Origin of the sequence: Streptomyces sp. SID13666, assembly GCF_010548325.1 — a bacterium.
In the GTDB taxonomy this organism is placed as follows: domain Bacteria; phylum Actinomycetota; class Actinomycetes; order Streptomycetales; family Streptomycetaceae; genus Actinacidiphila; species Actinacidiphila fildesensis.
This window is the reverse complement of sequence record NZ_JAAGLX010000037.1, coordinates 1-21,124: the sequence shown is the minus strand read 5'-3', so window position 1 is coordinate 21,124 and position 21,124 is coordinate 1. Positions and strand designations below refer to the sequence as shown.

The window sequence follows — 21,124 nt, the reverse complement described above, 5'->3', positions numbered from 1 at the left end:
GTCGTCACGGTCGGCCGTCCTCGTCGCCCTCGGGCAGTGCCTCGGCGGGCCGCACCGGCAGGTACAGGGTGAAGACGGCGCCGCCGCCCGGCGCGTTCGCGGCGGTGATGTCGCCGTCGTGGATGTGTGCGTTCTCCATCGCGATCGACAGGCCGAGCCCGCTGCCCTCCGAACGGGCGCGGGACGCGTCCGCCTTGTAGAAACGGTCGAAGACGTGCGGCAGCACGTCCTCGGGGATGCCGGGACCGTTGTCCGCGACGGTGATGACCAGCTGGTCCTCGGCGGTCCGCACCGACACCCGGACCGGGGAGCCGCCGTGCTTGAGCGCGTTCCCGATCAGATTCGCCATGATCACATCGAGCCGGCGCGGGTCCAGGCGGACGAAGATGCCGCGCGGCGCGTCCAGCTCGACGGAGTCCAGCCAGGCCCGCGCGTCCATGCACGCCGTCACCATGTCGGCCACGTCGACCTCGTCGAGCAGCAGCCGGGCGGTGCCCGCGTCGAAGCGGGTGACCTCCATCAGGTTCTCCACCAGCTCGTTGAGCCGGCGGGTCTCACTGACCACCAGGCGCACGGCGGGCGCGATCATCGGGTCGAGGGAGTCGGCCTCGTCCTCCAGCACCTCGGTCACGGCGGTGATCGCGGTGAGCGGGGTGCGCAGCTCGTGCGACATGTCGGCGACGAAGCGGCGGCTGGCGGCCTCCCGCGCGCTCAGCTCCTCCACCCGCGTCTCCAGGGCCTCCGCCGCCTTGTTGAACGTCCTGGACAGTTCCGCCAGCTCGTCCGTGCCCGACACCTTCAGCCGGGTGCCGAGCCGGCCCTCGCCGAGCTGCTGCGCCGCGACACCGAGCCGCTGGACGGGCCGCAGCACCGTCGAGGCGGCGGCCTGGGCCAGCAGGGCGGAGCCGATCAGCGCGAGCATCGTGGCGATCCCCAGCGACCAGGCCAGGGAGTTGAGGTCCTTGCGCTCCGCGTCCAGCGACTTGAGCATGTAGCCGGTCGGGCCGTCATCCATGATCTTCGCGCCGGCCACCAGGTACGGCGTGCCGTGCAGCGAGATCCGCAGCCAGTGCAGGTGGTACTTGTTGTCCTGTTGCTTGTGCCGGGTGTTCACCGCGTCCTGCAGTGCCTTCGGCACATCGTCCAGGGTGAAGACGTCGCGGCTGGACGGCGCCGCGCACGGCCCGTTGTCCGGGGTCCTGTCGATGAGCAGCACCGCGTAGCTGCCGGGGCCGCCCATCTCGTCGGCGGCGTCCTTCAGCCCCTCGCACGGCGGGTTGACCGGCAGCGAGGCCGCGTTGCGCTGCAGCGAGTCGCGGAAGTCGTTGAGCGCGGAGTTCTGCGCACGGGTCAGCACCGCGTCACGGTTCAGCCAGTACGCGATCCCGGAGGCGGACACGGCGGCCGTCAGCGCCACCGCGGCGAACACCGCGACCAGCCGCAGCCGCAGGCTGGTCCAGCGCAGCATGCCGGTGGCCCAGCCGAAGAACCGGTCCGTCACTGCGGCGTGTCCAGGCGGTACCCGACACCGCGGACCGTACGGATGAGGGTCGGTGACGACGGAACGTCCTCGATCTTCGCGCGCAGCCGCTGCACACAGGCGTCGACCAGCCGCGAGTCACCGAGGTAGTCGTGCTCCCACACCAGCCGCAGCAACTGCTGCCGGGACAGGGCCTGGCCGGGCCGGCGGCTCAGCTCCAGCAGCAGCCGCAGCTCGGTCGGCGTCAGCTGCAGATCCTCGCCGTCCTTCGTCACCGTCATCGCCGAACGGTCGATCACGATGGAGCCGAAGGCCGCGGAATCCGTGCTGTCGCGCTCACCGCGGCGCAGCACGGCGCGGATGCGGGCGTCGAGCACCCGGGGCTGGACGGGCTTGATGACATAGTCGTCGGCCCCCGACTCCAGCCCCACGACGACATCGATGTCGTCGCTGCGGGCGGTCAGCAGGATGATCGGCAACTGGTCGGTGCGCCGGATCCGGCGGCACACCTCGAAGCCGTCGATGCCCGGCAGCATCACATCCAGCACGATCAGGTCGGGGCGCTGCTCCTTGAGCAGCTTCAGGCCGTCCTCGCCCGTCGCCGCGGCAACCACACGGTGGCCCTGGCGGGACAGGCCGAGTTCGAGGCCGGTACGGATGGCGTCGTCATCCTCGATAAGCAACAGGAAAGGCACGCCGGTCATTGTGACCTACCGGATGCCCATGTATCGAGCACGGGGGGATCTCACCTCAAGGATCGGCCCCGGGCTCACTCTGCGTGTACCGGAAGTCTCTGTGACGGGCCTGTGACACTCGGCGGACAGCGCCATGAAACTGGCCCGGCAGTCTTATGGACCTAAGGCAGCGGCATCCACACGGAGACCGACGCCGAATATCACCAAGACGGTTCCACCGACGGGGGCGCGACATGAACGCACTGCACAGCACCACCACCACCGCAGTCCTTCAGCCGCGCCAGCACACCGCCGGCCGGAACGACGGGAAGTCCGGTGCCGCGAACGGACGGGGGTGCGCTCGCGGCACCGGACGACAGACGGCACAGAGCACCGGCCAGGTGACCCGCAACCGGCCGCCGTACATGACGGCGATCGAGGGCGGCGCCGGTGCACCGGCCGCCACGGCCACCGCAACGGCCACCATTCCGGTACCGCGGCACGACAGCCTGGCGGAGGCGGAGTTCACCGCCTACGTCAAGGAGCGCCGCGCCTCCCTCTACGCCACCGCTTACCACCTGACCGGTGACCGTTACGAGGCCGAGGACCTGCTGCAGAGCGCGCTGTTCTCCACCTACCGCGCCTGGGACCGGATCAGCGACAAGGCGGCCGTCGGCGGCTACCTGCGCCGCACCATGACCAACCTGCACATCAGCGCCTGGCGCCGCCGCAAGCTCAACGAGTACCCGACCGAGGAACTGCCGGAGACGGTGGGCGAGTCGGACGCGATGGGCGGCACCGAACTGCGCGCCGTGCTGTGGCAGGCGCTGGCCAAGGTTCCCGAGACCCAGCGCACCATGCTGGTGCTCCGCTACTACGAAGGCCGCACCGACCCGGAGATCGCCGACATCCTCGGCATCAGCGTCGGCACGGTCAAGAGCAGCATCTGGCGCTCGCTGCGCCGGATGCGCGAGGACGAGGCGCTGAGCTTCGGCCGCGACGAGGAGGAGTCGTTCGGCGAGCTGGTGGCCTGACGATTCGGACCGTCCACAGAACGCCGGTCGGGGGACCGGTGGGGGGAACGGGGAAGCGGGGGGAACGGGGGATACGGGGGATACGGGGGAACGGGGAGCGGGGGAAAAACCGGGGGGTACGGGGGAAAGCCGCGGTCGGGGGAGCGCGGTGGGTGCGGGACCGGGCAGTCCGGGGGGACTGCTTGGTCCCGCACCTGTTTGCGCGTGCGGGGCGGGGGCCGGGGCCGTCGTTCGGGGCGGTTACGCGTCCACGGGTATGTCGGTCGGCTGGTCCGCCGCCGCGCGCGGTGCGGGCGGCGGCAGCGCGGTGATGCGGCGCAGTGCTTCGTCCTGGCCGCACGGGTAGGCGCCCAGTGCGGTCTGCCGGGCCACGATCGCCCGCTCGCCGCGCATCAGCCGCCAGCCCCTGCGCAGCAGGACCGTCACGGACTTGCGGCCCTCGGCCAGATCGCGGCGGAACCGCCGCCAGGCCGTGACGGCCGGACTGCCGCGCAGGCACAGGGTGTCCGCCAGCAGTCCCAGTTCGCGGCAGCGGTCGGTGATGTCGGCCGCGAAGATGCCCTCGGCGACGAAGACGGGGGAGCCCGTCAGTTCGACATGGATCTCGCCGGTGATGGAGCTCGACGCGATGTCGTACTCCGGCACCGAGGCGGTGCCGGTCGCGCACAGCGTGCTGATCGCCGCCACCGCCGCGTCCGCGTCCCAGGAGAGCGCCGAGTCCCAGTCCGTGCCGGCGCCGTGCGCCAGTTGCGGGAGGGTCGGGTCGTCGCCCTCCTTGTAGAAGTCGTCGAGGTGCAGCACCGGCAGCCCGGTACGGGCGGCCAGGGACGACTTGCCGGACCCGGAAGGGCCGGCCAGCAGGATCACGCGCGCGGTGGACGGAGAGGAACTCACGAGAGAACAGTGTGCGGCATTGCGCCGACCGGGTGACCCCCCGGGCGCAGGTTTGGACGCTGTGCACTCGTCCAACTACCTTGTGTAGTCGAATGGCGATCCTCCGCGGTGCCGCGCCGTGAGGTGTCGCCGGGACGCGTCCCCGTGCCGTGTTCCACCAGATCACCGCACTTCTATGCCAAGCAGGTGGCCATGCCGAACCACGCCCGTCCGAAGCTGAACTCCCTGCTGCGCACCGCGGCCACCGTCACCGTCGCCGCGGCGGCCGCCGCCCTCGCGGCGAGCGGCTCGGCGTCGGCCGGCACGGCGCCGGCCCTCACCGATTCGGCCCTCGGCTCCGATGCGGCCGTCGGCTCGACGCTGGGTTCCGATTCCGCCCTGGGTTACGCGCTGGGCCCGGTCAAGCACCTGACGATCAACCCGCTGGCGCAGACCGGGGTGGACCCGCTGGACAACGTGGTCACCCCGCAGGTGGCGGACTTCAAGCCGGTGTCGACGGGCGCCGTGACCGGGCCGCTCTCCCAGGGGGATTCGGTGTCAGAGCTGCCGCTCGTGGGCCAGCTGTCCACCCTCCTGCCCGGCTGAGGAACCCTCCTCCACGTACGCCGCCCCCTGCCGGCCGGGTGCGGTGCCCGCTCCCGCTCCGCTCCTGGCCTTCGGCACGGCCGCGGCCGGGGTCGCGATGCCGATCGAGGCCGTCGCGACGGCCACTTCCGCGCGCCGGCCGTCGGCGTCGTCCGGGCACAGGCAGCTGGTGTCGGCGGCCTCCGCGACGTACAGCAGGGCGTAGCGGACCTCCTGCGGGTCGCCGGAGCGGACGGCGCGCAGCAGGGTGCGGACGACGCGGGTGGCGTCCACGGCGCGGTGCACGACGCGCGCGGCGGCCCCCAGAGCGGTGAGCGCCGCCACGATGATCCAGACGGTGGCGTCGCTGTCGTGGGTCCACAGGTCGCGCAGGAGCACCAGGGCCAGGCCGAGGAGCGTCAGGCCGCCGAACGAGACGCCGTCGCGGACGGCGAGCTTCCGCAGTACGGAAACCCGCCACCAGGGCGAGTCGTGGAAGTCCGGCGGCAGATGGAGACGGCGGGCCAGCAGCCGGTCGAGGGGCCGGGCCAGCGACAGCACCGGGTCGGTGGACGGCCGCTCGGGCTGCTCGGGTGTCGTGACGGTGGCGGGGACGGCTTCCGAGGGCCGCCAGTGGCGGCTCCAGCGCAGCTGCGAGAGCCCGAAGCCCAGCGCGCTCACCAGCAGTTCGGCCGCGCAGAGCACGCCGAGGATCGGCAGGCTGTCGGTGTCGAAGGCGTTGCCGCGCAGCGGCCGGGGCAGGGCGATGACGTCGATGGTGTCGCCGCGCCGGTAGTGCCCGTCGTCCGCCCGGATGCAGTCGACCTCGGCGTCCCTGCGGGAGCCGTCCCAGGGGTCGGCCCAGCCGACACCGCAGTAGTCGTCCCCGGTGTTCGACGTGACATGGGCGGTGACCTGCTTGCCGAACACGGCGATCGAGGCCACCGGTACGGCGCCGAGCAGCGCCAGGACGGCCAGGACGGCGCACCAGACCGGCAGCCGGGCCGGCAGGGCGCGTGGGGCCGGCCGTCCGGCGGGAGGCGCCTGGAGGGCGGCCCGCAGGGCACGGCTGTCGCCGCGGGCGGTCTCGACGCGCAGGCTGCCGCCCGACGGCGTGCGGTGGACGAGCGCGGTCCGCACGATCCGGCGGCCCGAGCCGGGCGCGGAGCCGGCGCGGGCGTACAGGGTGCGCTCGAAGGTGCCGCCGGGCGGCAGTTCCAGCACCGGTACCGGGCCGTCCGACGACAGGAAGTACAGCGGCCCGCCGGGCAGCGCCACCAGTTCACCGCGCTCGGAGGTACTGGACGGGCCGGCGTCAGGGGATGCGGACGGCGGCTCGTCGACGCGCAGCCGGCTGCGGATCCGTATCGGCCGGCCGGCGGCGATCGCGCGGGCCTTGCGGCGCCCGAGCCACACCGGGACGGACGGCACCAGGAAGCACAGGAACGCGCTGAAGGCGACGTAGGGAAGAACCCCGGTGAAGCCGTCCCACACAGGGATCCTCCGACGGTGGCGCACTGACGCGGGAGACACGGCGGCGCGGTGAACAGGTACCTGAAAACGCAACACCCCCCGCGGGTCAAGCCTGCCCCGCGAGGGGTGCCGGTGGACGGAGACCTTGCTCACACGCCCTGGTGCGTGCGTGAGCCTGGATCTCCGCCTGAGGTCGAGCGCAGGCCCGTCAGACGCCGATCGGGTGCCAGACGGTCTTCGTCTCCAGGAACGCCTTGAGGCGGTCCAGGCCGGGGTCGGCGGACCAGTCGCCGTCCTTCGCGCCGCGGGGGCGCAGGACGCGCTTCATGTTGTCGGCCGCGGCGATCTGCAGATCCTTCGCCAGACCGTCGTCCGCGCCCGTCAGGTCGATCGCGTTGACGTCCTGGTGCGAGGCGAGCGACGGCGAGATCTCCGCCGTCCGCCCGGACAGGATGTTGACCACGCCACCGGGCAGGTCCGAGGTGGCGAGCACCTCGCCCAGCGCCAGCGCGGGCAGCGGCGACTTCTCGCTCGCCACGACGATCACCGTGTTGCCGGTGGCGATGGCCGGGGCGATCACCGAGACCAGGCCGAGGAACGACGACGCCTGGGGGGCGAGGACGACCACGACGCCGGTCGGCTCCGGGGTGGAGAGGTTGAAGAACGGTCCGGCGACGGGGTTCGCCGAGCCGACGATCTGGCCGATCTTGTCGGTCCAGCCCGCGTACCAGATCCAGCGGTCGACGGCCGCGTCCACCTGCGCCGCGGCCTTGGCCTTCGAGATGCCCTCGGCCGCCGCGACCTCGGCGGCGAACTGCTCACGCCGACCGTCCAGCATCTCGGCGACGCGGTAGAGCACCTGGCCGCGGTTGTACGCGGTGGCGCCCGACCAGCCGCCGAACGCCTTGCGGGCGGCCACCACCGCGTCCCGCGCGTCCTTGCGGGACGACAGCGGCGCGTTGGCGAGCCAGTTGCCCTTGGAGTCGGTCACCTCGTACACCCGCCCGCTCTCGCTGCGGGGGAACTTGCCCCCGACGTAAAGCTTGTACGTCTTGAAAACGCTGAGCCGCTCGGACTTTTCAGACTTCTCAGACATCGAGGTACGCCTCCAGGCCGTGACGGCCGCCTTCGCGGCCGAAGCCCGATTCCTTGTAGCCGCCGAAGGGCGAGGTCGGGTCGAACTTGTTGAACGTGTTGGCCCAGACGACGCCCGCGCGGAGCTGGTTCGCCATCCACAGGATGCGCGAGCCCTTCTCCGTCCAGATGCCGGCCGACAGGCCGTACTGCGTGTTGTTCGCCTTCTCGACGGCTTCGGCCGGGGTGCGGAACGTCAGCACGGACAGCACCGGGCCGAAGATCTCCTCGCGGGCGATCCGGTGCGCCTGGGTGACGTTCGTGAAGAGCGTCGGGCGGAACCAGTAGCCGGCGGACGGCAGGTCGCAGGCCGGGGCCCAGCGATCGGCGCCCTCGGCCTCGCCGGCCTCGGTGAGCTCGGTGATGCGGGCCAGCTGCTCGGCGGAATTGATGGCGCCGATGTCGGTGTTCTTGTCCAGCGGGTCGCCGACGCGCAGCGTCTGCATACGGCGCTTGAGCGCGTCCAGCACCTCCTCGGCCACCGACTCCTGGACCAGGAGGCGGGAGCCGGCGCAGCAGACGTGCCCCTGGTTGAAGAAGATGCCGTTGACGATGCCCTCGACGGCCTGGTCGACCGGCGCGTCGTCGAAGACGATGTTGGCGGCCTTGCCACCCAGCTCCAGCGTGATCTTCTTGTCCGTGCCGGCGATGGAGCGGGCGATGGCCTTGCCGACCTCGGTGGAGCCGGTGAAGGCGACCTTGTTGATGTCGGGGTGCTCCACGAGCGCCGCGCCGGTGGCGCCGTCGCCCGTGATGATGTTGACGACGCCCTTGGGCAGCCCGGCCTGGCGGCAGATGTCCGCGAAGAACAGGGCGCTGAGCGGGGTCGTCTCGGCGGGCTTGAGCACCACCGTGTTGCCCGCGGCGAGCGCCGGGGCGATCTTCCACGCCAGCATCAGCAGCGGGAAGTTCCACGGGATGACCTGGCCGGCCACGCCCAGCGGGCGCGGGTCGGCGCCGTAGCCGGCGTGGCCGAGCTTGTCGGCCCAGCCCGCGTAGTAGAAGAAGTGCGCGGCGACCAGCGGCAGGTCGGTGTCGCGGGTCTCTCGGATCGGCTTGCCGTTGTCCAGCGACTCCAGCACGGCCAGCTCGCGGGAGCGCTCCTGCACGATGCGGGCGATCCGGAACAGGTACTTGGCGCGCTCGGCGCCGGGCAGCGCGGACCACTTCTCGAACGCCTTGCGGGCGGCCTTCACCGCCCGGTCGACGTCCTCGGCCCCGGCCTGGGCGACCTCGGAGAGGACCTCCTCCGAGGAGGGCGAAACGGTCTTGAAGACCTTGCCGTCGGCGGCCTCGGAGAACTGGCCGTCGATGAAGAGCCCGTACGACGGCGCGATGTCGACGACCGCGCGGGACTCGGGTGCGGGTGCGTATTCAAATGCCATGTCGGTCAGTCCACCGTCACGTAGTCGGGACCGGAGTAACGCCCGGTGCTGAGCTTCTGGCGCTGCATCAACAGATCGTTGAGCAGGCTGGATGCACCGAATCGGAACCAGTGCGGGGACAGCCACTCCTCGCCGAGCGTCTCGTTGACCATCACCAGGTACTTGATGGCGTCCTTCGTGGTGCGGATGCCGCCGGCCGGCTTCACTCCCACTTGTACACCCACCGCGTCGCGGAAGTCGCGGACGGCCTCCAGCATCAGCAGCGTGTTCGGCGGGGTCGCGTTGACCGCGACCTTGCCCGTCGAGGTCTTGATGAAGTCGGCGCCGGCGAGCATCGCGAGCCAGGAGCAGCGGCGGATGTTGTCGTACGTCGCCAGCTCGCCGTTCTCGAAGATCACCTTGAGGTGGGCGGCGCTGCCGTCCGGCCTCACGCAGGCCGCCTTGACGGCCCTGATCTCCTCGAAGACCTGCAGGTAGCGGCCGGTGAGGAACGCACCACGGTCGATGACCATGTCGATCTCGTCCGCGCCCGCGGCCACCGCGTCGGCGGTGTCGGCGAGCTTCACCGGCAGCGCGGTGCGGCCGGCCGGGAAGGCGGTGGCGACGGAGGCGACGTTGATGCCGGATCCGCGCAGCGCCTCCTTCGCGGTCTTCACCATGTCGGGGTAGACACAGATCGCGGCGACCTTGGGGGCCGTGCGGTCGGTGGGATCCGGATGGATGCCCTTGGCGCACAGCGCCCGGACCTTGCCGGGGGTGTCCGCGCCTTCGAGCGTGGTCAGATCGATCATGGAGATCGCCAGGTCGATGGCGTAGGACTTCGCCGTCGTCTTGATCGAACGGGTGCCGAGCGTGGCGGCGCGGGCTTCGAGGCCGACGGCATCGACACCGGGCAGTCCGTGGAGGAAGCGGCGGAGTGCGGTGTCCGAGGCGGTCACGTCCGCCATCGTCGCCAGCCGGGCCGCGGCTTCTGGGCCGAAAGCGGGAACAGTGGGCATGGTCACCACATGAGCATATCTACGCGCGTAGCGACCTGTCACCACCACCCCCCTGATTGGTTCGCCACACCCGGGCGTGTTCGGGGCGGGGCGGGCGGGTGCCTCCGGGGCTGTGTGCGCTGCGGTGTCGGCTGCCGTGGCGGCCGTGGGGCCGGGTGGGCGCACAGGGCCCGCGCCGCAAGGCCACAGGGGGGATGGCCGGCCCCTTTTCCTACCACCGCTTCCTGCTGCCGCGCTGTTCTCTCGATCCATGCCGACGCCGTACCGATCTGTCCCGATGCCGTACCGCAACCTGTGCGCGACCGGCCGCGCGGCACCCGTCAGGCAGAATCGGGCCTTATGACGAGTTCCGACGACCCCACGCCGACCCCGCAGCCGGACCGGCCGAAGTACGACGACCGCGCCTACCGGTCGGTGGCCGGCATCGTCACCGGCGCGCTGCTGATCGCGCTCTCCCTGTGGCTCGGCGGCGACGCGGTGCTCCGCGGCTCGGGACGCACCCCGTGGCTGACCCTCGCCGGGCTCCTGGCGGCCCTGCCCCTGCTGGCGGCCTTCACGATCCGGCCCGCCGTCTTCGCGGGCGAGGAACGGCTCCGCATCCGCAATCCCTTCCGGACGATCACCGTGCCGTGGTCGGCCGTGGAACACCTGCGGGCCGGCTACTCCACCGAGGTCGTCGCCGGCGGCCAGCGCTTCCAACTCTGGGCGATCCCGGTCTCGCTGCGCGCCCGCAAGCGCGTCGCCCGCCAGACCGCCCGCGCCGCCACCGCGACGGCCCGCCAGTCCTCCGCCCTCAACGCCCCGGAGATCCCGCCCCGCGCCTGGTCCGACCAGGCCGTCGACGAACTCCGCGAGCTCGCCGAGACCAACGCCGCCAAGCCCGGCGCCCAGGGCGAGGTCAGCGTCCGCTGGGCCTACGAGGTCATCGCCCCGATCATCACCGGCGCCATCGTCCTGGCCGTCCTCCTCGCCATCGGCTGACCCCCGGCCGCTCCGACGGCCGGCGTCAGATCACGGGCATCACGGGCAGGCGGTATTCGAGTTCGTACAGGTGGCCTGCCTTCACCATCACGGAAGCCTCGATAGGGCGGCCACCATCGGAGTGGACCACCCGGAAGGTGCGCAGCACGCACACCTCGGCGGGCAGCTCCAGCAGGGTGAATTCCTCGGACGTCGGCGGACGCGCGGAGACCCGGTCGACGAACTCCCGGGGCGGATGGCCCAGCTCGGCGAGGAGCGTCGGTGATCCACCGCGGATGCGTCGGCGGTCGGTGAGACGAGTGCCCCGGGCCAGTTCGACCGGGTAGTAGGAGCGCACGAGCTCCGACGGCTCGTCGTCGAGCAGCATGAGCCGGGACCGGAGTACGGCGGTCCCGCCGTCCGCCAGTCCGAGCGCCTCCGCGACATCATGCGGGGCCGTAACCTCCGCGACATCGAGGATCCGGGTCGCTCCGGTCCGCGAACGGGCTGCCGCCTGCTCCATCCAGCGATCCGGCGCGCCGCTCTCCGGCGGCGGGATGTACGAGGCCGGAACAATGGTGTGGTTCGGCTGCTCGCGGACGAAGACCCCTTTTCCGGGATGCCCGACGGCGAAGCCCTCGGCCTTCAGGATCTGGAGCGCCTTCTGGACGGTGGTGCCGACCACGCCGAACTCGTTCATGAGCTGTTGTGTGGAAGGCAGCTTGCTGCCCGGCTCCAATCGGCGCGCCATGATCCGGTCACGCAGTTCCGCAGCGATCTGCTGATGGGCGGGCCGGGTGTCGTTCCAGTGGGGCATGCGTCAGCCGAGCCGGAGCCGGTAGCGCAGCACGCGATCGCTTGCGGTCATGGTCATCACGCAGGCCTCCATCGGTTGATCGTCACCGGAGAGGATAAGCCGCGACAGGAGGATCACCGGGTCCTGTTCGCCGAGTTGAAGGGCTTCCCGTTCCACTTCGGTGGGCATACGTGCGGTGACCGATTCCTCGACGTGCCCCGCCACATGGCCGAGCCGGGCGAGCAGCGTGACTGCTCCTCCGGGCACCTTCCTCTGCTCGGCGAGCTCGGTGCCGGCCGCGATGCGGGCCGGGTAGTACGAGTCCGCGAGCTCCACGGGCAGGCCATCAAGCAGGATCAGGCGTCGTCGTACGACCACCTGCTCGCCCTCCGGGAGGCGTAGGGCCCGGGCGACTTCAAGCGGAGGCACGACCATCCCCGCAGCGAGAAGTCGCTGTCCGCCGCGACGGTTGTTCTCCGCGGCCTCCTCCGTCCACGCGTCCGACCGGCCCTGCCCACGGGGAGTCAGGTACCGCGTCGATTCGCTCTCCCATTCCTCGTTCGTCAAGGGCCGTTCCTTCCATCGGCGGACCTCCAACGTATCGCCAGGAGCCGTGGAGGCGGAGTTGCTGACACCTTGCAACCTTAAGTCGATTCACCTTAAGGTTTGCTGTGAGCTTCGCAACACCCTTGCGAGGCACTGCTGCAGGGGGATCGATGGACCCAATGCATTCCGAGCCCGTCCCGTCGGGGGCCGCGCAACGATTCTTCGACGCCGTACCGGCATCGATCGCCATAGCCCGCGACTTCGCGACCACAACTCTGGCGGCCTGGGGCCTGTCAGGACGAGCCGATGACGTACGGCTCTGCGTCTCCGAGCTCGCCTCCAACGCCCTCACCCACGCCGCCGCCCCCGGCCGCGGAATTCTCGTGAAGGTGGCCGCCGCCGGTGGGTGGGTCCGAATCGAGGTCCACGACGGCAGTAGGACCGTGCCGCGCATTCGGCGGTCCGGCTCTACGGACATCTCCGGGCGCGGCCTGCTGATCGTCGATGAGCTCTCCGACGGTTGGGGCGTCGAGGACCGCGAACCGATCGGCAAGGTGGTCTGGTCGCGATTCAGGGCCGAGTCCGCGTCCGAATCCGGAGCGGGCGCCAGCACCGACGCCCGGCCCGACCCCGAATCCAACTCCATCCTTCCGGCCCTGAAATGAGCGAGGTTGCCATGGAATCCTTCGAGCGAGCTCGGCTGGACGCCTACTTCGCCAAGATTGCCGCCCGGTTCGCCCCGGACGAGTTCGCGTCGTCCTTCCTGGTGACGCACCTGCTGCCCGAGAGGCCCGCGTTCGTGCGGGCGGTGGGCGCGATGTCCCGGTTACGTGCCGTCCTGCCCAAGCCGAAGTCCGTGAATCATTCGGCCCGGCGAGAGGTGGAGAGGAGCTTCGCCTGTGACGTTCTCTCCCGAGTTGTGTTCGCGGGCGCCGACAGCGCACTGGAGTACTTCGAGTCACGCGCCGCCGGAGAGGCGGTCGCGCTCCTTGATGTCGGTGGCTACTTCGCTCCGACGATTCCGAATCTCCAGGAGCGTTTCTCCGGTCGTCTCGTCGGGGTGATCGAGGACACCGAGAACGGCCACCGGCGGTACGAGGATCTGGCCAAACTGCCCTGCCCGGTCGTCTCGGTCGCCCGCTCACCGTTGAAGGACCCCGAAGACTTCCTGGTCGGCCAATCCGTGGTCTTCTCCACCGAGGCGGTGATGCGCGGGCGGGGCGACATCCTGCACGGGCGCCCGGCCCTCGTGATCGGGTTCGGCAAGCTCGGATCGAGCATTGCCCGGCTGCTGCACGCCAAGGGCGTCCATGTGACCGTCTTCGACATCGACCCCGTCCGCCGGACGCAGGCGCTGTCTCAGGGCTTCACCGTCGCCCGGGACCGGGAGAGCGCGCTGAACGGGGCAGGGCTGGTGCTCTGCGCCACGGGCGCGATCTCGTTACGCGGGGAGGACTTCCCGCATTTGCGCAATGGAGCGTACGTCGCCACCGTGACGAGCAGTGAGGATGAATTGGAACTGCTCGGACTGCCGGACGTCTACACCCGAGCGACGGTGAGCGAGCACGTGACCCGCTACCGGACCACGGGCCACTACTTCTATCTGGCCAACGGCGGCAACGCCGTCAACTTTCTGCACGGCGCCAGCGTGGGGCCTTTCATCTTCCTGGTGCAGGCCGAGATCCTGGCGGCCATCAGGATGCTCACCCGCGGTGATCTCGAACCCGGTATGCACGAGGTCAGCGCGACCGACCGCGCCGCCATCGCGGCGATCTGGCTCAACTACTTCAACAGGTGATCGACTTGGCCATCACGTCCGAACACATCCGTGCCACCGTTGACGCGTACCTGGACGCGCACCCTGAGGAGAAGGACGCGCTGTCCGTCGTGCTCGGGCTGCTTGACGACGGGGCCGACCTCAGCAGCCGTCAGGAGTTCCGCGGGCATGCCACGGCCGGCGCGGTTCTCGTCAACCGGGAGGGCGAGGTCCTGCACATTCACCATCTGGCTCTGGACACGTGGCTGCTGCCCGGCGGCCACCTCGAACCGCAGGACACCACGCTGCATGACGCGGCCCTGCGGGAACTCACCGAGGAAACGGGTATCGCCATGGAATCGGTCACCTCGGTCGGCGACCGGCCCGTTCACATCGATACTCATCCGATCCCGGCCAACGCCGCCAAGGGCGAACCCGGCCACCGGCACATCGACTTCCGGTTCCTCTTCCGCACCGCGGCCGATGTGAGGGAACTGCAGGCCGAAGAGGTGACCGACTTCGCTTGGCGTGACGCGCCGACCCTTGCCGATGAGCGACTTCGTCAGCGGGTCCGCTCCGGGATCCGCTGAACCGGAGGGCGGAGAGCGCTTGCTCGGGTGGGGTGAACGAGGGGCAACTTCGTGGTGAAGGCATGCTGTGGTGCTCCTGTGAGTACGCCCTTTGTCTGCGCAGTCTCATTACATTGCGTGTGCTGCATGTCTGCCGCATATGCAGCCTTCCTTGAGACGGCCAGCAGGGGTGGGGGATGGCAGCAGGGGACACGGGGGGCGCGGCCGGGGTCGGTGCGCGCTGTCGGATAGACATCGATGACGAGGGATTTCACTCCTGGCGGCTCACCGCCCAGAACGGGCGGACGGTAGCGGTCGGCGCAACCGCTTACCCGGACTACGGGGAGTGCCTGCGGGCGTTCGGGCGGTTGTGTGCCGGGTCGGAGGGGCTGCCCGGGGGAGTGCAGCACGCCGCCGACAGCAACGGCTGGGTGTGGCGGCTGCGCGGTGCGGACGGGCAGACGGTCGCCGTCTCGTCGCGGGCCTATGAGCGGCATTCGACCTGCCAAACCGCCTACGACCGCTTCCGCGCGCTGCTTGCCGAGATCGGTGCCGCCGGGACCGAACAGGTGGACAACGGTCTCTCCGAAGGAGTCGATGTGCGGTAACTGACGCCATGTGAACCGAAGTTGCCTCTACGGGGCCCCTCGTTCACATCGCCTTGCGCACGCGTCCACCGCACCCCGTGAACGTCAGCCATGTGACGACGCGAACGCATGACCGACCACCCGCGGCAGCCGCCGCCGAGGATGTACCGAGGCGGCTGCACGCGGATCCCGGGCTGCCCGACCGTGTCTTCCGGGCGGTGGCCCGAGGCGGTGGGGGGTTCGTGCTGGCGGTGATGCTGCTGGTCGGCGGGTTTCTGCTCTACCGGGCGTGGCAGGCGCTGTCGAAGGCCGGCTTCTCGTTCCTCACCACGGAGGCGTGGGAGCCCGACGCCGGGAACTTCGGCATCGCGGCCGTCCTCACCGGCACCGTGCTCATCGCCCTCGTCGCGATCTGCTTCGCCGTACCGCTCGCCATCGGTACGGCGCTCTACATCTGCGAGTACTCGCCGCCCCGGCTGCGCCAGACGCTGATCAGTCTGGTCGACCTGATGGCCGCCGTGCCCTCGGTGGTCTACGGGCTGTGGGGGCTGTTCTTCCTCCAGGGGCACGTGCTGGGCACGGCGCGCTGGATCGCCCGGTACTTCGGCTGGTTCCCGCTGTTCAAGGTCGACGGCGCCGACCCGTCGGACCCGCTCGCGACCGCCACCGTCTACACCTCCTCCACCTTCGTCGCGGGCATCGTCGTCGCGCTGATGGTCGCGCCGATCGCCTGCTCGGTGATGCGGGAGGTCTTCTCGCAGGCGCCGGTCGGTGAGCGGGAGGGCGCCTACGCGCTCGGTGCGACGCGCTGGGGCATGATCCGCAGCGTCGTGCTGCCGTTCGGCAAGGGCGGCATGATCGGCGGCACGATGCTGGGCCTGGGCCGCGCGCTCGGCGAGACCATCGGCGTGTACCTGATCATCTCGCCGGTCTTCGTGGTCCAGCCGCACATCCTGCAGAACGGCTCCAGCTCCGTCTCCTCGCTGATCGCCCTGCGGTACGGCGAGGCCAGCGAGTTCGGCATGTCCGCGCTGATGGCCGCGGGCCTCGCGCTCTTCCTGATGACCCTCGTCGTCAACTTCGCCGCATCGTCGATCGTCGCCCGCAGCCGGTCCGGCGCGGCCAGCGACTCCTGAGGAAGGCCCGATGACCCTCGTCGCCCCGCCGCGCGGAGACAACGCCATGAGCGCCCAGAACTCCCCGCGCACCACTCTTCCCTCGAAGTCGACGTCACCCGACGCCGGGAGCCCCCGCGAGCCGCGCCGCCGGCTCGCGCTGCTGCGTGCCACCGATGTGTACGCGGTGCTGGGCGCCGCGGCGGCCTCGCTGAGCATCACCGCGCTGCTCTTCACCCGGCTGCTGCCGTTCAGCGGCGGGCTCGGCTTCACGCTCGTGGCGTACGGGCTCTTCCTCGGGCTGTACGCGCTGCTGGTCTCCTTCGACGAGGACGGTCCCGCCGTCCGCGACCGGGTGGCGGCCGTCCTCGCCCAGAGCCTGGGCCTGCTGATGCTCGCCGCGCTCGCCTTCGTCGTCGTCTACACCCTGTGGGAGGGCCGCAAGGCGCTGCCGCACCTGAACTTCTACACGCAGGACATGGCGTCGGCCGGGCCCCTCGACCCGCTGGCGGCGGGCGGGATCCTGCACGCGATCACCGGCACGCTGGAGCAGATCGGGATCGCGCTGGTGGTCACCGTTCCGACCGGGCTGCTGTGCGCGGTGTTCCTCAACGAGGTGCCGGGCCGGTTCGCGCGCTTCGTGCGGACCATCGTGGAGGCCATGACGGCCCTGCCGTCGATCGTCGCGGGCCTGTTCATCTACGCCACCGCGATCCTCACCCTCGGTCTCGACCGCTCAGGACTGGCCGCCGCCCTCGCGCTCTCCGTGATGATGCTGCCGATCATCATCCGCGCCGCCGACGTCGTCATCCGGCTGGTGCCCGGCCCGCTGCGCGAGGCCGCGTACGCCCTCGGCACCTCGCGCTGGCGGACGGTGTGGCACGTGGTGCTGCCCACCGCCAGGTCCGGGCTCACCACGTCCGTGATCCTCGGCACCGCGCGCGGCATCGGGGAGACCTCGCCGGTGCTGCTCACCGCCGGATTCACCGCCGTCACCAACACCGATCCGCTGTCGGGGCCGCAGATCTCGCTGCCACTGGCCACGTTCGAGTTCATCAAGTCGCCCGAGCCGACGATGATCGCCCGCGGATTCGGCACGGCCGCCGTGCTGATGGCGCTCGTCCTGCTGCTGTTCGTCGCCGCCCGGGTGATCGGCGGGCGCGGCCCCGGCCGGCTGCCCCGCCGCCAGGAACACCGCCGTGTGCTGGCCTCGCGCCGCGACGCGGCCCGGTTCGCCGCCCGCGCCGAGGAACAGCTCGACTCCGGCTCCCGTGCATCCGCCCCGACCAGGAGTGCTTCGTGATACCCGCACCCGTACTACCGCCCGCTGATGCCCGCCGCATCCGCGCCGCCCGCGCCGTCGCCGCGCTCCTCGCGCTCCTCTGCGTGCTGCTCGCCGTCGAGCTGCCCGCGGCACCCGCCGCACACGCCGACTCGTACACCAAGATCAGCGGGGCGGGGTCCACCTGGAGCTCCAACGCGCTGGACCAGTGGCGCCGCAACGTCACCCAGTACGGGATGACGGTGAACTACGCGGCGGTCGGATCGTCCGTCGGGCGCGAGCAGTTCAAGAACGGGGTCTCGGACTTCGGCGTCTCGGAAATCCCGTACGGGCTGACCGAGTTCGGCGTGAAGGAGGCGCCGCCGAAGCGCGGCTACGCCTATATGCCGATCGTGGCGGGCGGCACCTCGTTCATGTACAACCTCAAGATCGGCGGCAAGCGGGTCACCAACCTGCGGCTGTCCGGCGCGGTGCTCACCAAGATCTTCACGGGGAAGATCACCATGTGGAACGCACCCGAGGTCGCGGCCGACAACCCCGGCCTGACGCTCCCGGCCCGCCGGGTCATCCCCGTCGTCCGCTCCGACGGTTCCGGCACCACCGCGCAGTTCAGCACCTGGATGGCCAAGGAGCAGAGCGCCCTGTGGAACGACTACTGCCGCCGCGCCGGCAAGCCGACGCCCTGCGGCCTGACGTCGTACTACCCGGTCATCCCCGGCTCCGGGTTCACCGCCCAGTCCGGCTCGCTCGGCGTCTCCGGCTACGTCCGGCAGCCCCAGGCGGAGGGCGCGATCACGTACGTCGAGTACTCGTACGCGATCAAGACCGGCTTTCCCGTCGCCAAGCTGCTCAACAGCAGCGGCTACTACGTCGAGCCGACGGCCTCCAGCGTCGCTGTGGGCCTGATGTCCGCCCGGATCAACGACGACAAGAACTCCACGGACTATCTGACGCAGATCCTCGACAACGTCTACCGCTCCGGTGACCGCCGGGCCTACCCGCTGTCCAGCTACAGCTACATGATCGTCCCGACCACGAACGAGGCGCCGTTCACCGAGGACAAGGGCAGAACGCTCGGGGCCTTCGCCTACTACTTCCTCTGCGAGGGGCAGCAGCAGGCCGACCAGCTCGGCTACTCGCCGCTGCCCATCAACCTGGTGCAGGCCGGGCTCTCGCAGGTCCGCCGGATCCCCGGCGTCGAGGCCAAGAACGTCGACATCAAGGGCTGCCGCAACCCCACCTTCTCCTCCGACGGCTCCAACACCCTCGCCAAGAACGCCCCGTACCCACAGCCCTGCGACAAGCGCGGGACGACGCAGTGCTCGACGGGCACGGCGGGTGCCAGGAACCAGCAGACGCCGGTGAAGTCCGGCGCCAACGGCGGCAGCTCGTCCGGCAGTTCGTCCGGCAGTTCGTCCGGAACCACCGGCGGGACGACTGCCGGCACGTCCGGCGGCACCGCGGCGGGCGGGACCACCGCCGGCGCCACGACGGCGGGCGCGACGACCGGCACCACTGGCGCCACGGCCATCGACCCGGACACCGGGGAGCAGCTGCCGGCCGACAGCGGCGGTGGCGGCGACGCGACCGTGGCGGGCAACCCCGTCTCGCTCGCCGCCGACGGACAGGGCGCGCTGCGCACCACGCTGATGGCGCTCTCCGCGATCCTGCTGCTCGGTGTGGTCGTCGGCCCGCCGATCGCCGCCCGCGCACTGGGCGCGCGCAGCGGCCGCACCGCCCGCACCCCGGGCAAGGGAGCGGACGCATGAACAGGCTCAACAGCAAGCGCGCGAGCAGGCGTCCGGGCCGGCAGATCCTCGGGTTCGCCGCTCTCCTCGCGGCCCTCGTCATCGCCCTGCTGCCGCTGCCCGTCACCACGTCCCAGGCCAGCGCCGCCGACGGCGAGGAGTCGGCCGTCACGCTCTCCGGCAGCAAGGGCCGCTACGACGACTTCTCCGCGCTGAAGGTCACCGTCCACCAGACGAAGAAGCTGCGGGCACAGGGCGTCCGGGTGACCTGGACCGGCGGGGCGCCGACCACCGACACCGAGTTCACCTCCAACTACCTGCAGATCATGCAGTGCTGGGGGGACGGCCGGAACGGGCCCGACCGGGAGAACTGCGAGTTCGGTGCCTCGGGCATCGGCGGCACCGGCGGCCGGTGGGCCGGCCAGCGGGCGCTGCCCGACCAGGTCGACCCAGGCGAGAAGACGTACGTCCTGGATCCGGCGCACCCCTTCGACAACCCCTTCGTGCCGTTCCGCCCGGTCAAGGGAAAGCCGACCAAGTCGTCCACGGACTTCACCTACTTCGGGCCGATCGACACCAACGAGCAGCCGTTCGTACGCGTCGGGGCCGACGGCACCGGGGAGTCGGTCTTCGAGGCGCAGACCGTCGTCCAGGCGCCCCATCTCGGCTGCGGCGACGCCACGGCCGCCGGCCCGCGGCACTGCTGGCTGGTCGTCGTGCCGCGCGGGGCGCACGACACGGACGGTACGACGGCGACCGCCGGGGACAAGGTCGACGCGTCCGGGCTGTCCACCACCAGCTGGGAACAACGGCTCGTCTTCCGGCTGGACTTCCTGGCCACCGGCTCCTACTGCCCGATCGGCCAGCCCGAGTCCCGCACCATCGGTTCGGAGATGGTGACGGACGCCCTCACGTCCTGGCAGCCCACGCTCTGCCAGAGCACTGGTACGACCTTCGGGTTCAGCCAGAGCGGCGAGCCCTACGCCCGCCGCCAGGTGACGGCGGCCGCCGCCGACGCCCCCGGTCTGGCCTTCACCCTCGACCCGGTGGAGGCCGCGGAAGGCGGGCCACCCGTCGTGCACGCGCCGGTCGCGGTCTCCGGCCTCACCCTCGGGTTCTACATCGAGACACCGGGCTCCGGCGAACTGCAGGAAATGAGACTGACGCCACGGCTCGTCGCGAAAATGCTCACGCATTCCTATATCCGTGACGTGCCGGGCTGGCAATTGGCGCAGCCGCCCGCACATGTGGCGAAGAATCCGGCGTCCCTGCGCAACGACCCGGAATTCATCGCCCTCAATCCGCAGTACAAGAACTGGGCGGTCGACGCGGCCCGGCCGCTTTCCCTGCTGGTGCCGCTGGACGAGACCGACACCGCGCGCCTGGTCTGGCAGTGGCTGCGGTCGGACCCGGAGGCCAGGGACTTCCTCGCCGGGAAGCCGGATCCCTGGGGCGCGAAGATCAATCCGTACTTCGGCAGCCTGACCCTGGACAAGGACACCGGCCTGACCGACTTCCCCAAGTCCGACCCGACGCTGTCGCCCGCGCTCTCCGTACCCCCGAACGACCCGCTCCAGTACGGGATCACCGACCTGGACCCGTACACCCAGGACATGCACGACAGCGCCCAGCGCACCCGGCGCGGCAACACCGGGCGGACGATCGTCGCCGAGCTCGACAGCAACGCCCACAAGGCGAAGCTGGTCAGCCAGGCCTCCAAGCCCGGCGACCGGGCCGTCATCGCCCTCGTCGACTCCGCCTCCGCGGCCCGGTACGGACTGCGGACCGCCGCGCTGCGCACCGCCGACGGCACGTTCGTGAAGCCGACGAACGACGCGCTCGCCAAGGGCGTCGGCACGATGCGGCCGTCGGCCGTCCCCGGGGTGCTGACCCCCGACCCCGCGAGCGCCAGGGGCGGGGCGTACCCGCTGACCACCGTCACGTACGCCGCCGCCTCGACCGGCCGGCCCGCGGCGGACCGCGCGGCGTACAGCCGGCTCATGCGGTACGCGGCGGGGCCGGGCCAGACGCCCGGCGTGTCGGCGGGCCAGCTGCCGCCCGGCTACGCGCCCATGCCGCAGTCGCTGCGCACCCAGGCGCTCGCCGACGCCACCACCATGGAGAAGGCG

Annotated in this window: 20 protein-coding genes; 11 read left to right on the top strand and 9 right to left on the bottom strand. The window is 70.9% G+C overall.

From position 1 onward, the window contains the following. Window positions 1–4: 4 nt before the first annotated feature. Window positions 5–1,468 (bottom strand): cell wall metabolism sensor histidine kinase WalK, encoded by a 1,464-nt coding sequence (locus G3I60_RS33140; protein WP_138352279.1) that lies wholly within the window; start codon window positions 1,466–1,468, stop codon window positions 5–7. A 29-nt stretch (window positions 1,469–1,497) separates the two neighbouring features. Beyond that, complete coding sequence (locus G3I60_RS33135; protein WP_187144990.1) at window positions 1,498–2,175, bottom strand: response regulator transcription factor; 678 nt, start codon at window positions 2,173–2,175, stop codon at window positions 1,498–1,500. A gap of 233 nt (window positions 2,176–2,408) precedes the next feature. Here G3I60_RS33135 and G3I60_RS33130 point away from each other — a divergent pair, with 233 nt between their 5' ends. Further along, window positions 2,409–3,188 (top strand): SigE family RNA polymerase sigma factor, encoded by a 780-nt coding sequence (locus G3I60_RS33130; RefSeq protein WP_164294930.1) that lies wholly within the window; start codon window positions 2,409–2,411, stop codon window positions 3,186–3,188. A gap of 240 nt (window positions 3,189–3,428) precedes the next feature. On the opposite strand, the gene G3I60_RS33125 is transcribed toward G3I60_RS33130, so the two are convergent. Then, window positions 3,429–4,082, bottom strand: coding sequence for a hypothetical protein (locus tag G3I60_RS33125; protein WP_343241243.1), 654 nt, complete (start codon window positions 4,080–4,082; stop codon window positions 3,429–3,431). Window positions 4,083–4,274: 192 nt separating this feature from the next. On the opposite strand from G3I60_RS33125, the gene G3I60_RS33120 reads away from it, so the two are divergent. After that, complete coding sequence (locus tag G3I60_RS33120; protein ID WP_138352207.1) at window positions 4,275–4,667, top strand: hypothetical protein; 393 nt, start codon at window positions 4,275–4,277, stop codon at window positions 4,665–4,667. Here G3I60_RS33120 and G3I60_RS33115 read toward each other — a convergent pair. From G3I60_RS33115 to deoC, 4 genes are all read right to left on the bottom strand, one after another. Further along, a complete protein-coding gene (locus G3I60_RS33115; protein WP_164294929.1) occupies window positions 4,620–6,140 on the bottom strand; it encodes a hypothetical protein in 1,521 nt (506 codons plus the stop codon). The genes G3I60_RS33120 and G3I60_RS33115 overlap by 48 nt on opposite strands. Window positions 6,141–6,327: 187 nt before the next feature. Next, window positions 6,328–7,215: an aldehyde dehydrogenase family protein gene (locus tag G3I60_RS33110; protein WP_164294928.1), complete on the bottom strand. Its 888-nt coding sequence runs from the start codon at window positions 7,213–7,215 to the stop codon at window positions 6,328–6,330. Next, a complete protein-coding gene (locus G3I60_RS33105) occupies window positions 7,208–8,638 on the bottom strand; it encodes an aldehyde dehydrogenase family protein (protein WP_138352204.1) in 1,431 nt (476 codons plus the stop codon). Before G3I60_RS33105 ends, G3I60_RS33110 begins: the two co-directional genes overlap by 8 nt. A gap of 5 nt (window positions 8,639–8,643) precedes the next feature. After that, complete coding sequence (gene deoC, locus G3I60_RS33100; RefSeq protein ID WP_203674511.1) at window positions 8,644–9,636, bottom strand: deoxyribose-phosphate aldolase; 993 nt, start codon at window positions 9,634–9,636, stop codon at window positions 8,644–8,646. Window positions 9,637–9,975: 339 nt separating this feature from the next. Between deoC and G3I60_RS33095 the strand changes: the two genes are divergently transcribed. Further along, window positions 9,976–10,617 (top strand): PH domain-containing protein, encoded by a 642-nt coding sequence (locus G3I60_RS33095; RefSeq protein WP_164294927.1) that lies wholly within the window; start codon window positions 9,976–9,978, stop codon window positions 10,615–10,617. A 25-nt stretch (window positions 10,618–10,642) separates the two neighbouring features. Here G3I60_RS33095 and G3I60_RS33090 read toward each other — a convergent pair whose 3' ends face one another. After that, window positions 10,643–11,413: a GntR family transcriptional regulator gene (locus G3I60_RS33090; protein ID WP_164294926.1), complete on the bottom strand. Its 771-nt coding sequence runs from the start codon at window positions 11,411–11,413 to the stop codon at window positions 10,643–10,645. Between the two features lie 3 nt (window positions 11,414–11,416). Then, window positions 11,417–11,959, bottom strand: a complete 543-nt coding sequence (locus tag G3I60_RS33085; RefSeq protein ID WP_164294925.1) for a GntR family transcriptional regulator — start codon at window positions 11,957–11,959, stop codon at window positions 11,417–11,419. Window positions 11,960–12,108: 149 nt separating this feature from the next. Between G3I60_RS33085 and G3I60_RS33080 the strand changes: the two genes are divergently transcribed. The 8 genes from G3I60_RS33080 to G3I60_RS33045 all read left to right on the top strand — a co-directional run. Further along, the gene (locus G3I60_RS33080; protein WP_239070564.1) at window positions 12,109–12,603 is read left to right on the top strand and encodes an ATP-binding protein; all 495 of its coding nucleotides are present in this window, start codon (window positions 12,109–12,111) and stop codon (window positions 12,601–12,603) included. An 11-nt stretch (window positions 12,604–12,614) separates the two neighbouring features. Continuing rightward, on the top strand, window positions 12,615–13,736 hold the full coding sequence (locus tag G3I60_RS33075) for an adenosylhomocysteinase (protein WP_164294924.1): 1,122 nt from the start codon (window positions 12,615–12,617) through the stop codon (window positions 13,734–13,736). Continuing rightward, window positions 13,733–14,284, top strand: a complete 552-nt coding sequence (locus G3I60_RS33070; RefSeq protein WP_307811155.1) for an NUDIX domain-containing protein — start codon at window positions 13,733–13,735, stop codon at window positions 14,282–14,284. Before G3I60_RS33075 ends, G3I60_RS33070 begins: the two co-directional genes overlap by 4 nt. Window positions 14,285–14,460: 176 nt before the next feature. After that, window positions 14,461–14,871 carry a DUF1508 domain-containing protein gene (locus G3I60_RS33065; protein WP_164294922.1) on the top strand — a complete coding sequence of 137 codons (411 nt, stop codon included), beginning with the start codon at window positions 14,461–14,463 and terminating at the stop codon, window positions 14,869–14,871. 92 nt (window positions 14,872–14,963) lie between these two features. Next, the gene (gene pstC / locus G3I60_RS33060; RefSeq protein ID WP_164294921.1) at window positions 14,964–15,986 is read left to right on the top strand and encodes a phosphate ABC transporter permease subunit PstC; all 1,023 of its coding nucleotides are present in this window, start codon (window positions 14,964–14,966) and stop codon (window positions 15,984–15,986) included. A 10-nt stretch (window positions 15,987–15,996) separates the two neighbouring features. Then, window positions 15,997–17,268, top strand: coding sequence for a phosphate ABC transporter permease PstA (pstA, locus tag G3I60_RS33055; protein ID WP_203674497.1), 1,272 nt, complete (start codon window positions 15,997–15,999; stop codon window positions 17,266–17,268). Next, a complete protein-coding gene (pstS, locus tag G3I60_RS33050; RefSeq protein ID WP_343241242.1) occupies window positions 17,265–19,016 on the top strand; it encodes a phosphate ABC transporter substrate-binding protein PstS in 1,752 nt (583 codons plus the stop codon). The genes pstA and pstS overlap by 4 nt, the downstream gene beginning before the upstream one ends. Beyond that, on the top strand, window positions 19,013–21,124 hold a 2,112-nt coding region (locus G3I60_RS33045; protein WP_164608097.1), incomplete at its 3' end, for a hypothetical protein. The genes pstS and G3I60_RS33045, both read left to right, overlap by 4 nt.